Here is a 14,278-nt window from a genome sequence, read left to right on the forward strand (position 1 = left end):
AGCGCGGGAAACGCGCGTCGGTTCCCTTACCCGACCATCGATTCGGGCCGGACCAGCCGGTCGAACGTCGCTTCGTCGACCAGCCCGAGCGCGAGGCCGGCTTCGCGCAGCGTCTGCCCTGCGGCATGGGCATGCTTGGCGATCTTCGCGGCATTGTCATAGCCGATCTCGGGGGCCAGCGCCGTCACCAGCATCAGCGATCGTTCGACTAGTTCGCCGATCCGCTGCCGGTTCGGCTCGATCCCGTCGACGCAGCGCGTGGCGAAGCTGACCATGCCGACGCTCAGCAGATCGATCGACCGCAGCACCGCCGCGCCGATCAACGGCTTGAAGACGTTGAGTTCGAGATGCCCCTGCATCCCGCCCACCGTCACCGACAGGTGATTGCCGATCACCTGCGCCGACACCATCGTCAGCATCTCGCACTGGGTCGGGTTGACCTTGCCCGGCATGATCGAGCTGCCCGGTTCGTTGGCGGGAAGATCGATCTCCCCCAGCCCCGACCTCGGCCCCGAACCGAGCAGGCGAATATCGTTGGCGATCTTGGTCAGCGCCACCGCCAGCGTGTTGAGCGTGCCCGACAGTTGCACCAGCGGATCGTTCGATGCCAGCGCCTCGAACTTGTTGGGCGCAGTGACGAAGACATGCCCGGTGATCGAGGCGATCTCCGCTGCGACCGCTTCAGCGAAACCGGGCGCGGCGTTCAGGCCGGTGCCGACCGCCGTGCCGCCCTGTGCCAACCGCAGCAGATCGTCCTCGGCAGAGCGCAACCGGCGGTCGGCATCGCGCAGTTGCGCGACGTAAGCGGAAAACTCCTGCCCCAGCGTGAGCGGCGTCGCGTCCTGCAAATGGGTGCGGCCGATCTTGACGATCTCCGCCCAGTCCCGGGCCTTCGCCTCCAGCGATCCCGCCAGCCGGTCGAGCGCGGGCAGCAGGTCGCGGTTGAGCGCGATGACGGCGGCGACATGCAGCGCGGTCGGGAAACTGTCGTTCGACGATTGCCCCATGTTGACGTGATCGTTGGGATGCACCGGCACCTTGCCGCCGCGGGTTCCGCCCAACACCTCGTTGGCGCGGCCGGCGATCACTTCGTTGACGTTCATGTTCGATTGGGTGCCGCTGCCGGTCTGCCAGATGACCAGCGGGAACTGGTCGTCGAGCTTGCCGACGATCACCTCTCCCGCCGCCGAATCGATCGCATCGGCGATGTTGTCGGGAAGGCCGTGCGTACGGTTCACGCGCGCCGCCGCCTGCTTCACGATCGCCAGTGCGTGGACGATGCCGATCGGCATGCGTTCGCTGGCGGCGAAGGGGAAATTCTCGATCGATCGCTCGGTCTGCGCTCCCCAATAGGCTTGCGAAGGAACCTCGATCGGGCCGATCGAATCGGTTTCGGTGCGGGTGTTGCTCATACCCGCGAGAACCCGTCAGCGGTTCAGTCGATCCGTTTCGACAGGAAGAAGCGCGTCTCGCCCGGCGGGAAATCGGGAATGTCGCCGTATACAGCGAAGCCCAGCTTCTCGTAGAAGCCCCGCGCCTGGAAACTGAACGTGTCGAGCCAGATGCCGATGCACCCGTCGGCCCGCGCTTCCGCTTCCGCCCGCTGCATCAGGTCGCGGCCAATCCCGCGCCCCTTGTGCGATGGCGGCACCGCCAGATATTCGACGAACAGCCAGCGATAGCCGATCCTGCCCCACAGCCCGCCGAGGATTGCGCCGCCCTCGTCGCGCAGGACGATCGCGACCTGCCGCCGTCCGGTCGGCCCGACCGCCGCGTCGTTATGCGCGACGAGCACGCGCAGGATCGCGTCGCGTTCGGCATCACCCGGCGCGGCGACGACCTCGATCGTCACTTCTTGCGTTTGAAATCCACCGCGACGACGTTCGACCCGTCCTCGCTCGTTGCAATCGGCGCATCGTTTTCCGGCTGGTCGTGCGGTTCGGAATCGATCCCGCCATCCTCGGTCGCCTGAAAACGCAGCTCGAAATTGACCGCCGGATCGTGAAAGCCGGTGATCGCCGCATGGGGAATGATGAGCGTCGACGGAATGCCGCCGAAGCTCAGGCCCACCGAAAAGCGGGTATCGTCGACGGTCAGGTCCCAGAAGCGATGCTGGATGACGATCGTCATCTCGTCCGGGAAGCGTTCGATCAACCGCTTGGGAATGTCGACGCCGGGGGCCTGCGTCTTGAAGGTGATGTAGAAATGATGCTCGCCGGGCAGCGCCCCGGTGGCGGACACCTGCCCCAGCACGCGGCCGACCACCGCGCGCAGGGCTTCCTGGACGATCTCGTCATACGGGATCAGGCTGTCGGCGATGATCTGGTTCATGGCGACCTTGGGTAGCGGGGTTTCGTGCCCGGTCAAGATTCGTTACGTTGCACCGGGCCGACACCGCGCTATGGGACGCCCATGCGCACCGCCACCATCGCCCGCCACACCAGCGAGACGTCGGTCGACGTCACCGTCAACCTCGACGGCACCGGCACCTACGACGTGTCGACCGGAGTCGGCTTCTTCGATCACATGCTGGAGCAGCTCAGCCGTCATTCGCTGATCGACCTGACCGTCCGCACCAAGGGCGACCTGCATATCGACGCGCACCACACCGTCGAGGACACCGGCATCGCGATCGGCGAGGCGTTCGCGAAAGCCCTCGGCGACAAGCGCGGCATCGCCCGCTATGGCGAGGCGCTGTCGCCAATGGACGAGACGCTGACCCGCGTCGCCCTCGACATTTCGGGGCGGCCGTGGACGGTGTGGAAGGTCGCGTTCAGCCAGCAGTCGCTCGGCACGATGGATACCGAGATGTTCGAGCATTTCTGCCACAGTTTCGCGCAGGCGGCGGGCATCACGCTGCACATCGAAACGCTGTACGGCACCAACAATCATCATATCGTCGAAAGCGTCTTCAAGGGACTGGCGCGAGCCTTGCGCATGGCGACCGAGATCGACCCGCGCAAGGCCGATGCCATCCCCTCGACCAAGGGAGTATTGTAACGATGGTCGCCCGTCCGATGCAGCCGCTGAGCCTCGCCATGCTGAGCTATGTGAAGCCGTTGGAAGAAGTCGACACGCACCGCGCGGCGCATGTCGCGTGGATCGAGGCGCGGATGGCGGCGGGCGAGATGCTGCTGGCCGGGCGGCGCAATCCGCCGACCGGTGGCGTGCTGCTGTTCCGTGGCGATGCGGAGACGGTGCAAGCGCTGGCCGAAACCGATCCGTTCGTGCTGAACGGCGTCGCCACGGTCGAGGTCGTCGCCTTCACCGCCACCCTTGCCGTCGACGCGGTGGCCGCCGCACTGTGATCGCGCTGATCGATTATGGCGCGGGCAACCTCCATTCGGTTGCCAACGCATTGAAGGCAGCGGGTTCGCGCGATCTGGCAATCACCGCCGACCCCGACGTGGTGCTGCGCGCCGATCGCATCGTGCTGCCCGGCGTCGGCGCGTTCGCCGCGTGCATGGGCGGGCTTGCCGCGATCCCCGGCATGATCGAGACGCTGCGCGCACGGGCGCTGGACGGCGGCGTGCCCTTCCTCGGCGTGTGTGTGGGCATGCAGTTGCTGGCCACGACCGGCGAGGAATTCGGCACCCACGCCGGCCTCGGCTGGATCGACGGCACCGTCCGCCGGATCGATCCCGCGCCCGGCGTCACCGTACCGCACATGGGCTGGAACGACGTGGTGCCGGTGGCCGATCACCCGCTGCTGGTGCCGGGCGAAGCCTATTTCCTGCACAGCTATGCGTTCGAGGGCGATGGCGTGCTCGCCACGACCGATCATGGCGGGCCGGTGAGTGCCGCGATCGGCCGCGACAATCTGCTGGGCGTGCAGTTCCACCCCGAAAAGAGCCAGCGCTACGGCCTCGCGCTGCTGGAGAGGTTTCTCGAATGGCGTCCTTGATCGTCTTCCCCGCCATCGATCTGAAGGGTGGGCAGATCGTCCGACTGGCCGAAGGCGATATGGCCCGCGCCACCGTCTATGGCGACGATCCGGCGCATCAGGCGTCGGTGTTCGCCGATGCCGGGGCGGATCATCTGCACGTCGTCGACCTCGACGGAGCCTTCGCCGGCCAGTCGGTCAACGGCGATGCGGTGGCGGGCATCCTGAACGCCTTTCCCGGCCGGGTGCAACTGGGTGGCGGCATCCGCAACCGCGCCAACGTCGATCGCTGGCTCGACCTCGGCGTCGCGCGGGTGGTGATCGGCACCGCCGCGCTGGAGGACCCCGATTTCGTGCGCGAGGCGGCCCGCGCCTGTCCGGGCCGGATCGTCGTTGCGGTCGATGCGTGGGACGGCATGGTCGCGACGCGTGGCTGGGCCGATGTGTCCGACGTGTCGGTGGTCGACCTCGCCCGCCGGTTCGAGGATGCCGGCGTCGCAGCAGTTCTGTTCACCGACGTCGGGCGTGACGGGATGCTGAAAGGCTGCAATGTCGAGGCGACGACCGCGCTGGCGGCTGCCGTATCGATTCCGGTCATCGCCAGCGGCGGCGTGGCCGATATCGGCGATATCCATGCGCTGAAAGGCAAGGCGGGAATCGAAGGCGTCATAACCGGCCGCGCGCTGTACGACGGGCGCCTCGATCTGGCCGAGGCGATCGCGGTGGCGCGCGCGTGAGCGTCCGCGTCCGCGTCATCCCCTGTCTCGACGTCCATGCCGGGCGGGTGGTCAAGGGCGTGAATTTCGTCGAGCTGCGCGATGCCGGCGATCCGGTGGAACAGGCGCGAGCCTATGACGCGGCGGGCGCCGATGAACTGACCTTCCTCGACATCGGCGCCAGCCACGAAGGGCGCGACACGATCATCGACGTGGTGCGCCGCACTGCCGAGGTGTGCTTCATGCCGCTGACCGTCGGTGGCGGGGTGCGCACGCCCGAGGATGCTCGTGCGCTGCTGCTGGCCGGTGCGGACAAGGTCGCGGTCAATTCCGCCGCCGTGGCGCGGCCCGAACTGGTGGCCGATATTGCCGCGCGCTTCGGCAGCCAGTGCGTCACTGCCTCGGTCGACGCGCGGCGGGTCGGCGACCGGTGGGAGGTGTTCACCCATGGCGGCAGGCGGGCGACCGGCATCGACGCGGTGGAGCATGCGCTGCGCCTTGCCGAGCTGGGCGCGGGCGAACTGCTGGTGACGTCGATGGACCGCGACGGCACGCGCGACGGCTATGACCTCGACCTGATCCGCAACATCGCTGATGCGGTATCGGTGCCGGTCGTCGCATCGGGCGGCGTCGGGAACCTCGACCATCTGGTCGCGGGGGTGACGCAGGGCCATGCGAGCGCGGTTCTGGCCGCCTCGATCTTTCATTTCGGCGAGGCGTCGATCGCCGATGCGCATGCCGCGCTGGCGAGGGCGGGCGTGCCGGTGCGGTCGCCCGCATGATACCCGTGGTCCTCGCCGCCCATTCGGGCACCGTGCCCCCGCGCACCGGCTTCGCGCTGTCCGACGTGGCGACCTTCGTCGCGGTCGCGCTGATGGTGGTGCTGGCGCGGCGGGCGATCCGCAACCGCAACCGCAAGGATTGACCATGGACGCGCTCGACCATCTCGAATCGGTGATCGCTGCCCGGCTGCACGGCGATCCGGCACAATCCTATGTCGCGAAGCTCCATGTGCGGGGCGTGCCGAAGATCGCGCAGAAGGTCGGCGAGGAGGCGGTCGAGTGCGTCATCGCGGCGATGGCCGACGATCGCGCCGGGCTGATCGGCGAGGCCGCCGACCTGCTGTTCCACCTGCTAGTGCTGCTCGCTGAGAAGCGAATCACGCTGGACGAGGTCCGCGCCGAGCTGACGCGGCGCGACGGCCTGTCGGGCATCGCCGAGAAAGCCGCCCGCCCCAAGGAGTGAAGCCCGTGCCGATCGACGCCACCCTCCCCTATGACGACACCAACATCTTCGCCCGCATCCTGCGCGGCGAGATTCCGGCGAAGCGGGTCTATGAGGACGAGTACGCGCTCGCCTTCCACGACATCACCCCGCAGGCCCCGGTGCATGTGCTGGTGATCCCCAAGGGTGCCTATGTGTCGTGGGACGATTTCTCAGGCCGGGCGAGCGATAACGAGATCGCCGGATTCGTCCGCGCAGTCGGCCATGTCGCGCGCGAACACGGGCTGGTCGAACCGGGCTATCGCCTGCTCGCCAACGTCGGCGGACATGGCGGACAGGAGGTGCCGCACCTGCACGTTCACCTGTTCGGTGGGCAGCCGTTGGGACCGATGCTGTCGCGATAGGACAGCTTTATTACACGAAAGGAATTGCACCGGGCGGATTTGCGGGTAGGTTTCACGCATCATAATTCCGGTGGCGCGTCGGTTGCGACCACCTATGGGGGGCCTGCATGATCTTCGGCCGTATCAAGTCGCTGGACGCGATCCTCGCGACCGCGGAAAAAAAGTCGCTCGCGCGCACGCTCGGCGCGTTCCAGCTTACGATGCTGGGGGTCGGTGCGATCATCGGCACCGGCATCTTCGTCCTGACCGCGGAGGCTGCGCAAAAGGCCGGGCCGGGCATGATGATCGCCTTCATCATCGCTGGATTCGTCTGCGCCGTAGCCGCGCTGTGCTATGCCGAGATGTCGTCGATGGTCCCGGTATCGGGATCGGCATATACCTACAGCTACGCCGTCATGGGCGAATTGCTGGCATGGATGGTCGGCTGGGCACTGGTGCTTGAATATGCGGTCGCCGCTGGCGCGGTATCCGTCGGCTGGTCGGGGTATTTCGTCGGTTTGCTGCGCGAGTTCGCGGGTATCGACCTGCCCGCAGCGCTGACCCTGGGGCCGATCGATGGCGGGATCATTAACCTGCCGGCGTTCATCATCGCGTTGCTGGTGACGTGGCTGCTGGTGATCGGGACCAAGGAATCGGCATTTATCAATGCCATCCTCGTCGCGGTGAAGATCGCTGCGCTCGTCCTGTTCTGCGTCCTCGCGCTGCCGGTCATGAAATCGGCCAATTTCGAACCGTTCGCGCCGCTGGGCTTTGGCGGCATATCGGCGGCGGCAGCGTCGATCTTCTTCGCCTATGTCGGGTTCGATGCAGTCTCGACCGCGGCCGAGGAAACCAAGAACCCGCAACGCAACATGCCGATCGGCCTGATCGGCAGCCTTGCCATCTGCACGGTCTTCTACATCCTCGTGGCCGCCGGGGTCATCGGCACGGTCGGTGCGCAGCCGATGCTGGACGCGAACGGCAACGGCATTGCGCCGGGCAGCACCGAGCTGGCCGCTGCCTGCGCGAATATCGGTTCGCAGGCCGTCGTATGTTCCAAGGAAGCTTTGGCATGGACGCTGCGTGAAATCGGCTGGCGTCAGGTCGGCAATCTGGTCGGCCTTGCCGCCGGCCTTGCCCTGCCCAGCGTCGTGCTGATGATGATGTTCGGCCAGACGCGCATCTTCTTCGTGATGAGCCGGGACGGCCTGCTGCCGGAGAAGCTGTCGCAGGTGCATCCGAAATACGGCACCCCGCATGTCGTCACGATCATCACCGGCGTGTTCGTCGCGTTCTTCGCGGCATTGTTTCCGGTCGGTGCGCTCGCTGACATCTCCAATTCGGGAACGTTGTTCGCCTTCGCGATGGTCGCGATCGCGGTACTGGTGCTGCGGCGGACCGATCCGGGTCGGCGTCGTCCGTTCCGTACCCCGGCAGTGATTCTCGTCGCGCCGTTGGCGGTGGCCGGATGCCTGTACCTGTTCTTCAGCCTGTCGTTCTACACGCTGGCGCTGTTCTTCGGATGGGCGGCGCTCGGACTGGTCGTGTATTTCGGTTACAGCCGTTCGCACAGCCATGTCGGACGTGGTCTCTGACGGATACGCCGGAAACCGGCAGCGGTACGCCGCCGCTACCGCGGACCCCGACGCCTGACGATGCTCGAAGCGCAAAAGGAAAGGGTCCGGGAGGCAACTCCCGGACCCTTTCCTTTTTGCGCTATCGGATGCCCGGACGTTCCCGGCATCATCGGCGTTGAGCCGACATGCGGCGGGCGACTGCAGGACCGGAAAAGCCGACCCCGCCATCGGTCGGTTCAGCCGAGCTTCGTCGCCGCCAGCGTCTTCAGGTCGACTTCGGGCCGCGCGCCATAGTGCGACAGGATTTCGGCGGCGCACAGCGCACCCAGCTTCAGCGAGCGTTCGACGTCATGGCCCTGCGCCTGCCCATGCAGGAAGCCGGCGGCGAACAGATCGCCCGCGCCGGTGGTGTCGACCACCCGCGCGATCTGCTCGGCGGCGACGCTGGTGCGCTTGCCCGCCGTCACCGCGATCGCGCCGTGTTCGCCGCGCGTCACGACCAGTAGCGGCGCCTGGCCTGCGACCTTGTCGACCGCCGCGTCGAAATCCTCGACCTCGGCCAGCGCCAGCAGCTCGTTCTCGTTGGCGAACAGGATGTCGATCTGCCCTTCGGCGATCAGCGCGCGGAAATCGTCGCCGTGGCGCGAGATGCAGAAGGTGTCCGAAAGAGTGAAGGCGACCTTGCGGCCCGCGTCACGCGCGATACGGATGCCGGCACGCATCGCCGCGCGGGGTTCTTCCGGATCCCACAGATAGCCTTCGAGATACAGGATCGCGCCGCTGGCGATCAGATCGGCGTCGAGGGCAGCTTCGGGCAGGAACTGCGATGCGCCGAGGAAGGTGTTCATCGTGCGCTGCCCATCGGGCGTTACGAAGATCAGGCAGCGCGCGGTGGTCGGCTCGCCGGCGCGGACGGCGGTATCAAAGCGGACCCCGGCGGCGCGGACGTCGTGCGCGAACACCGCGCCCAACTGGTCGTCGGCGACCTGACCGATGAAGCCGGTCTTGCCGCCCAGCGCGGCGATGGCGGCGACGGTGTTGGCGGCCGATCCGCCCGACACTTCGCGGCCCGGCCCCATCTTGGCATAGAGCGCGTCGGCGTCGGCGGGGGAGAAGACGAGCTGCATCGAGCCCTTGGTCATCCCCTCGGCGGCGAGGAACGCATCGTCGGACTGGGCGAGAATATCGACGATGGCGTTGCCGATGGCGACGACGTCGAGGGTGGGTTCGGTCAAGCTGGCTCTCCGGAAAGTCATGGGCCGCGACCGAAGGGCCGGAGCGGCGATGGCCGCGCGTTAGCCAGCGTGGCGGGGACAGGCAAGGGTCGGGCGTTGACGCCGGCCTTCGCGCCCCGCATGACCGCTCCCGATGGTCGATGCCTTTTTCCTGTCGGTGGCGCAGCTTGGCGACCGGGCCTTTCTGAAGGTGCTGGCCAAGTCGCTGACCGTGACGCTGATCCTGCTGCTGGGCGTCGGCGCGGCGATGGCATGGGGCGCGCATTGGGTGGCGCGCGACGGCTTCGCGCTGGGTGACGGTGCCGGGGCACTGGCGGCGGTGGCGGCGACGCTGGCGGCGGTCGCGCTGGCGTGGCTGTTGTTCCGCATCGTCGCGATCGCGGTCGTGGGCGTGTTCGCCGACGATGTCGTCGAGGCGGTCGAGGCGCGGCATTACCCGGAGGCGCTGGCGAGCGCGCGGCCGGTGCCGTTCGCGCGATCGGCGATGATGGGGGTGCGATCGGGCCTGCGGACGCTGGGCGTGAACCTGCTGTGCGCACCGCTGTATCTGCTGTTGCTGCCGACCGGGATCGGCACGCCGATCGCGCTGCTGGTGGTCAATGGCTGGCTGCTGGGGCGCGACCTGTTCGACATGGTGGCGGTGCGGCACCTGACCCGTGCCGAGCTGCGGACCGAACGGAAGGCGACGCGGACCCGGCGGTTTATACTGGGGCTGGCGGGAACCGGACTGCTGATGATTCCGTTCGTCAATTTCGTCGCGCCGTTGGTCGGCGCGGCGATGGCGACGCACCGGTTCCATCGGATGCGCCCAAGGGGGATGACACCATGCGACGCACCGCCGCGCTCTTTGCGGGACTGACGCTTTCGGCCTGCGCGACCGGCCCGGTCGTGCGCCAGAACGCGCTGCCGACGCCCCCTGCCCCCGCCTATGGCACGATCGGGCTGGAGCGGGTGATGGGGCAGAATGCCACGACGATCGGCCAGTTGTTCGGCCAGCCGCTGCTCGACCTGAGCGAAGGGCCGGGGCGCAAGCTGCAATATGGGTCGGACATCTGCGTGCTCGACGCCTATCTCTATCCCCCCGCCGCCGGCGGCGTGCCGGTGGTGCGCCATGTCGATGCCCGGCAGCGCAGCGGCGCGCCGATCGACCGGGCGAGCTGCGTTGCCGCGCTGACCCGCGCGCGCGGCGGGCGCTGAACCCCTTTCCCTGCGGCCGGGCATCGTGCCCGGTGACGCTTTCTACCGGAGCCAGACGATGAAGCAGTTGGTCGCCTTCGACCTCGATGGAACGCTTGCCGAGAGCAAGCAGCAGATGGGCGCGCCGATGGCGGAGGCGCTGGCCGATCTGCTCGGCGTCGCGCATGTCGCGATCATTTCGGGCGGCGACTGGCCGCAGTTCGAGAAGCAGGTCGCGGGGCACCTGCCCGAGCGCGCCGACCTCAACCGGCTGTGGATGATGCCGACCAGCGGGACCAAGCTGTACACCTATGGCGACGGTCGCTGGAACACGGTCTATGCCGACCTGTTCGACGATGCGACCAAGGCGAATATCCTGAGCGCGTTCGACGCCGCGCTGGAGGCGACCGGCTTCACCCCCGAACAGACATGGGGGCCGCGGATCGAGGATCGCGGGAGCCAGATCACCTTTTCGGCGCTCGGCCAGCAGGCGCCGATCGACGCCAAGGAACATTGGGACCCCGATTTCGCCAAGCGCAAGATCATCCAGGCGGACCTGAGGCAGCGGTTGCCCGGCCTGTCGATCAACATGGGCGGCGCGACGTCAATCGACATCACCAAGGAAGGCGTCGACAAGGCGACCGGCCTTGCCAAACTGGCCGACATCAGCGGCATCGCCACCGACGCGATGCTGTTCATCGGCGATGCGATCTTCCCCGGCGGCAATGACTATGCGCCGAAGGCGGCGGGGATGGACACGGTGAAGATCCGCGACCCGCAGGAAACATTGGCCGTGATCGAGGCGATCATCGCCTGCCAGAAGTGATCGTTTCCCCTGCCCCGCGTCGTGCGGGGCGGGTCCAAAGTTTACAAAGTTTACACTTGCGCGCGTTTCGTGCGCGCCGTGCGTGTCCGGTGGCAAGCCATTGAGATCGAACGGTTCAAGGAGCGATCCGGTCCTCGCATGACCTGGCAGGTGTAGGACAATGAAAAGGGCCGCGCCTCCTCGGAGACGCGGCCCTTTTCTGTTGTCCCGCTCGTCGCCCCAGCGAAGGCTGGGGCCTCTCGCGGCTCCGGTCAGGCAGGAGCCGCAGGAGATTCCGGCCTCCGCCGGGATGACGTTCGTGGACGGCGAGACGTCCGGTTGCGGCCGCTTACGCGGCGAGCTTGCGCAGCACGTACTGGAGGATGCCGCCGTTGAGGAAATATTCCAGTTCGTTGACGGTATCGATCCGGCAACGGGTCTGGAAGCTCTCGGTCGTGCCGTCGGCGCGGACCATGATGACCTCCACGTCCTGACGCGGGCGGATGGCGGCCACGTTCTGGATCGTAAAGGTTTCATCGCCGGTCAGGCCCAGCGTCTGACGGGTGACGCCCTCGGCGAACTGGAGCGGCAGCACGCCCATGCCGACGAGGTTCGAGCGGTGGATACGCTCGAAGCTTTCGGTGATGACCGCGCGGACGCCGAGCAGGTTGGTGCCCTTGGCCGCCCAGTCGCGCGACGATCCGGTGCCATATTCCTTGCCCGCGATCACGACCAGCGGCGTGCCGTCGGCCTTGTGGCGCATGGCGGCGTCATAGATCGGCATGACCTCGCCCTCGTAGCGGCTCATGCCGCCCTCGACGCCGGGGACCATCTCGTTCTTAATGCGGATGTTGGCGAAGGTGCCGCGCACCATGACGTTGTCGTTGCCGCGACGCGCGCCATAGCTGTTGAAGTCGGCACGGGCGACCTGCCGTTCCATCAGCCATGCGCCGGCCGGGCTGTCGGCCTTGATCGAACCCGCCGGCGAGATGTGGTCGGTGGTGATCGAATCGCCGAGGATCGCCAGCGGCTTCGCCTCAATGATGTCGGCGACCGGGGCCGGCGTCATCGTCAGCCCGTCGAAATACGGTGGGTTGGCGATATAGGTGCTCGACGTCGGCCAGTTGTAGGTGTCCGATCCTTCGACCTCGATGCCGGCCCAGTGCTTGTCGCCGGCATAGACGTTGCCATAGCGCGAGCGGAACATGCCGTCGTCGATGTTGGCGGCCATGAGGTCGGCGACCTCTTCGTTCGTCGGCCAGATGTCCTTGAGGTACACGTCCTGCCCATCGGTGCCCTGACCGATCGGCGTGCTGACCATGTCTTCGGTTACGGTGCCCTTCAGCGCATAGGCGACGACGAGCGGCGGCGAGGCGAGGAAGTTGGCGCGCACGTCGGCCGACACGCGGCCTTCGAAGTTGCGGTTGCCCGACAGGACCGAGGCGGCGACGATGTCGTTGCCGTTGATCGCCGCCGAGATCGGAGCCGCGAGCGGACCCGAGTTGCCGATGCAGGTGGTGCAGCCATAGCCGACGAGGTTGAAGCCGACCGCGTTCAGATCCTCGGTCAGACCGGCCTTGTCGAGATAGTCGGTGACGACCTGCGAACCCGGCGCGAGGCTGGTCTTGACCCATGGCTTGGGCTTGAGGCCCAGTGCATTGGCCTTGCGCGCGACGAGACCGGCGGCGACCAGCACCGAGGGGTTCGAGGTGTTGGTGCAGGACGTGATCGCGGCGATGACGACGTCGCCGTCGCCGATGTCATGCGTCTCGCCCTCGACCGCGACGCGGACGGCAGCGTCCTTCTTGTAGACCTTGGTCAGATCGGCGTTGAACACGTCGTCGACGTTCGGCAGTTCGACGCGGTCCTGCGGACGCTTCGGGCCGGCGAGCGAGGGGACGACCGACGACATGTCGAGTTCGAGCGTGTCGGTGAAGATCGGGTCGACCGCATTCTCGTCACGCCAGAAGCCGTTGGCCTTGGCATAGGCTTCGGTGAGCGCGATGACTTCCTCGGGGCGCGCGGTGAGGCGCATGTAATCGATCGTCTTGTCGTCGACTGGGAAGAAGCCGCAGGTCGCGCCATATTCGGGGGCCATGTTGGCGATGGTCGCGCGGTCGGCGAGCGTCATCGACGACAGGCCGGGGCCGAAAAACTCGACGAAGCGGCCGACCACGCCCTTGGCGCGCAGCATCTGCGTGACGGTGAGCACCAGATCGGTGGCGGTGATGCCCTCACCGAGCTTGCCGGTCAGCTTGAAGCCGACGACTTCGGGGATGAGCATCGACACCGGCTGGCCGAGCATCGCCGCTTCCGCCTCGATCCCGCCGACGCCCCAGCCGAGCACGCCCAAGCCGTTGACCATCGTCGTGTGGCTGTCGGTGCCGACCAGCGTGTCGGGATAGGCGATCGTGCCCGAGCCGTCGGTCGATTCCGACGACCAGACCGCCTGAGCGACATACTCAAGGTTCACCTGGTGGCAGATGCCGGTGCCCGGCGGCACGACCGAGAAATTGTCGAGCGCCTTGGAGCCCCACTTCAGGAACTCATAGCGTTCGATGTTGCGCTGATATTCCAGCTCGACGTTCTGTTCGGCGGCCTTAGGCGTGCCGAATTCGTCGACCATGACCGAGTGGTCGATGACGAGGTGGACCGGCACCTGCGGGTTGATCTTGGCCGCGTCGCCGCCAAGGCCGGTGATCGCGTCGCGCATCGCCGCGAGATCGACGACGCAGGGAACGCCGGTGAAATCCTGCATCAGCACGCGCGCCGGGCGATACTGGATTTCGCGGTCGCTGCGGGCATCCTTTTGCCAGTCGACGATCGCTTGAGCGTCTTCGCCGGTGACGGTGACGCCATCCTCGAAGCGGAGCATGTTTTCGAGCAGCACCTTCATCGAGAAGGGCAGCCGCGACACGTCGCCGAGCTTTGCCGCGGCCTTGGCCAGCGAATAATAGGAATAAGTCTTGCCGCCGACATCGAGCGTGTCGCGAGTGCCGAGCGTGTCCTGGCCAATTGCGGTCATGCGGGTCCTTCCCATGGGTGACGCGGCGGGGATGGACACCGCCGGTTCGGGAGGAGTGCCCATGGGCGCGCCGCGGTCGCGAATGCGTAGCTTACCGCCGCGCCTTAGCAACGTGGACGTGCCGGGGGAAGTGGGTGAATCCGGGGTTTCGGGCACTGGTAGCGGTATCATTGCATAGCGTAATTGATCGCGATTTGCAATAGCAATTGTGGGTTGCACCGGCGGCGCAGGAACGCGCGGTGCCGGGGTGGAAG

The 14,278-nt window shown here is 66.8% G+C and carries 16 protein-coding genes and 1 pseudogene; 12 read left to right on the forward strand and 5 right to left on the reverse strand.

Annotated features, from left to right (window positions below; translation table 11 throughout):
- Positions 1–26 precede the first annotated feature (26 nt).
- From fumC to ASG37_RS06260, 3 genes are read right to left on the reverse strand one after another with little or no spacing between them, the layout of a single operon-like run.
- Positions 27–1,412: a class II fumarate hydratase gene (gene fumC, locus ASG37_RS06250; protein WP_055757026.1), complete on the reverse strand. Its 1,386-nt coding sequence runs from the start codon at positions 1,410–1,412 to the stop codon at positions 27–29.
- Positions 1,413–1,435: 23 nt separating this feature from the next.
- Entirely contained in the window at positions 1,436–1,852 is a 417-nt protein-coding gene (locus ASG37_RS06255) for a GNAT family N-acetyltransferase (RefSeq protein WP_055757028.1), read from the reverse strand.
- Positions 1,849–2,331, reverse strand: a complete 483-nt coding sequence (locus ASG37_RS06260) for an SspB family protein (protein WP_055757030.1) — start codon at positions 2,329–2,331, stop codon at positions 1,849–1,851. Before ASG37_RS06260 ends, ASG37_RS06255 begins: the two co-directional genes overlap by 4 nt.
- A gap of 81 nt (positions 2,332–2,412) precedes the next feature.
- On the opposite strand from ASG37_RS06260, the gene hisB reads away from it, so the two are divergent.
- From hisB to ASG37_RS06300, 9 genes and pseudogenes are all read left to right on the forward strand, one after another.
- Complete coding sequence (gene hisB / locus ASG37_RS06265; protein ID WP_055757032.1) at positions 2,413–3,000, forward strand: imidazoleglycerol-phosphate dehydratase HisB; 588 nt, start codon at positions 2,413–2,415, stop codon at positions 2,998–3,000.
- Between the two features lie 2 nt (positions 3,001–3,002).
- Positions 3,003–3,308, forward strand: a complete 306-nt coding sequence (locus ASG37_RS06270) for a YciI family protein (protein WP_055757034.1) — start codon at positions 3,003–3,005, stop codon at positions 3,306–3,308.
- Positions 3,305–3,904: an imidazole glycerol phosphate synthase subunit HisH gene (gene hisH / locus ASG37_RS06275; protein WP_055757036.1), complete on the forward strand. Its 600-nt coding sequence runs from the start codon at positions 3,305–3,307 to the stop codon at positions 3,902–3,904. Before ASG37_RS06270 ends, hisH begins: the two co-directional genes overlap by 4 nt.
- Complete coding sequence (gene hisA, locus ASG37_RS06280; protein WP_055757038.1) at positions 3,892–4,620, forward strand: 1-(5-phosphoribosyl)-5-[(5-phosphoribosylamino)methylideneamino]imidazole-4-carboxamide isomerase; 729 nt, start codon at positions 3,892–3,894, stop codon at positions 4,618–4,620. Before hisH ends, hisA begins: the two co-directional genes overlap by 13 nt.
- Positions 4,617–5,381 (forward strand): imidazole glycerol phosphate synthase subunit HisF, encoded by a 765-nt coding sequence (hisF, locus tag ASG37_RS06285; protein WP_055757040.1) that lies wholly within the window; start codon positions 4,617–4,619, stop codon positions 5,379–5,381. Before hisA ends, hisF begins: the two co-directional genes overlap by 4 nt.
- Positions 5,378–5,524, forward strand: a complete 147-nt coding sequence (locus ASG37_RS17885; RefSeq protein WP_200909856.1) for a hypothetical protein — start codon at positions 5,378–5,380, stop codon at positions 5,522–5,524. The genes hisF and ASG37_RS17885 overlap by 4 nt, the downstream gene beginning before the upstream one ends.
- 2 nt (positions 5,525–5,526) lie before the next feature.
- Positions 5,527–5,844, forward strand: coding sequence for a phosphoribosyl-ATP diphosphatase (locus ASG37_RS06290; RefSeq protein WP_055757042.1), 318 nt, complete (start codon positions 5,527–5,529; stop codon positions 5,842–5,844).
- A 5-nt stretch (positions 5,845–5,849) separates the two neighbouring features.
- Positions 5,850–6,227: a histidine triad nucleotide-binding protein gene (locus ASG37_RS06295; RefSeq protein ID WP_055757415.1), complete on the forward strand. Its 378-nt coding sequence runs from the start codon at positions 5,850–5,852 to the stop codon at positions 6,225–6,227.
- Positions 6,228–6,334: 107 nt separating this feature from the next.
- Positions 6,335–7,857, forward strand: a pseudogene (locus tag ASG37_RS06300) (amino acid permease); the annotation flags it as partial.
- Between the two features lie 162 nt (positions 7,858–8,019).
- Here the strand turns inward: ASG37_RS06300 and ASG37_RS06305 are convergent.
- Complete coding sequence (locus ASG37_RS06305) at positions 8,020–9,018, reverse strand: adenosine kinase (RefSeq protein ID WP_055757045.1); 999 nt, start codon at positions 9,016–9,018, stop codon at positions 8,020–8,022.
- A gap of 133 nt (positions 9,019–9,151) precedes the next feature.
- Between ASG37_RS06305 and ASG37_RS06310 the strand changes: the two genes are divergently transcribed.
- From ASG37_RS06310 to ASG37_RS06320, 3 genes are read left to right on the forward strand one after another with little or no spacing between them, the layout of a single operon-like run.
- Entirely contained in the window at positions 9,152–9,877 is a 726-nt protein-coding gene (locus ASG37_RS06310; protein WP_055757047.1) for an EI24 domain-containing protein, read from the forward strand.
- Positions 9,844–10,215 carry a hypothetical protein gene (locus tag ASG37_RS06315; RefSeq protein ID WP_055757049.1) on the forward strand — a complete coding sequence of 124 codons (372 nt, stop codon included), beginning with the start codon at positions 9,844–9,846 and terminating at the stop codon, positions 10,213–10,215. Before ASG37_RS06310 ends, ASG37_RS06315 begins: the two co-directional genes overlap by 34 nt.
- Positions 10,216–10,273: 58 nt before the next feature.
- The gene (locus ASG37_RS06320) at positions 10,274–11,020 is read left to right on the forward strand and encodes an HAD-IIB family hydrolase (RefSeq protein ID WP_055757051.1); all 747 of its coding nucleotides are present in this window, start codon (positions 10,274–10,276) and stop codon (positions 11,018–11,020) included.
- A 328-nt stretch (positions 11,021–11,348) separates the two neighbouring features.
- Here ASG37_RS06320 and acnA read toward each other — a convergent pair whose 3' ends face one another.
- Positions 11,349–14,024, reverse strand: coding sequence for an aconitate hydratase AcnA (acnA, locus tag ASG37_RS06325; protein ID WP_055757053.1), 2,676 nt, complete (start codon positions 14,022–14,024; stop codon positions 11,349–11,351).
- Between the last annotated feature and the right edge of the window lie 254 nt (positions 14,025–14,278).

Source organism: Sphingomonas sp. Leaf407, assembly GCF_001425385.1.
GTDB lineage: Bacteria > Pseudomonadota > Alphaproteobacteria > Sphingomonadales > Sphingomonadaceae > Sphingomonas.

Bases quoted from the DNA above. Each gene is read 5' to 3' on its own strand.
- ASG37_RS06320 (WP_055757051.1), top strand. From the start codon at position 10,274: ATGAAGCAGTTGGTCGCCTTCGACCTCGATGGAACGCTTGCCGAGAGC.
- ASG37_RS06290 (WP_055757042.1), top strand. From the start codon at position 5,527: ATGGACGCGCTCGACCATCTCGAATCGGTGATCGCTGCCCGGCTGCAC.
- hisB (WP_055757032.1), top strand. From the start codon at position 2,413: ATGCGCACCGCCACCATCGCCCGCCACACCAGCGAGACGTCGGTCGAC.
- ASG37_RS06260 (WP_055757030.1), bottom strand. From the start codon at position 2,331: ATGAACCAGATCATCGCCGACAGCCTGATCCCGTATGACGAGATCGTC.
- fumC (WP_055757026.1), bottom strand. From the start codon at position 1,412: ATGAGCAACACCCGCACCGAAACCGATTCGATCGGCCCGATCGAGGTT.
- acnA (WP_055757053.1), bottom strand. From the start codon at position 14,024: ATGACCGCAATTGGCCAGGACACGCTCGGCACTCGCGACACGCTCGAT.
- ASG37_RS06310 (WP_055757047.1), top strand. From the start codon at position 9,152: ATGGTCGATGCCTTTTTCCTGTCGGTGGCGCAGCTTGGCGACCGGGCC.
- hisA (WP_055757038.1), top strand. From the start codon at position 3,892: ATGGCGTCCTTGATCGTCTTCCCCGCCATCGATCTGAAGGGTGGGCAG.
- ASG37_RS17885 (WP_200909856.1), top strand. From the start codon at position 5,378: ATGATACCCGTGGTCCTCGCCGCCCATTCGGGCACCGTGCCCCCGCGC.
- ASG37_RS06270 (WP_055757034.1), top strand. From the start codon at position 3,003: ATGGTCGCCCGTCCGATGCAGCCGCTGAGCCTCGCCATGCTGAGCTAT.
- ASG37_RS06315 (WP_055757049.1), top strand. From the start codon at position 9,844: ATGCGACGCACCGCCGCGCTCTTTGCGGGACTGACGCTTTCGGCCTGC.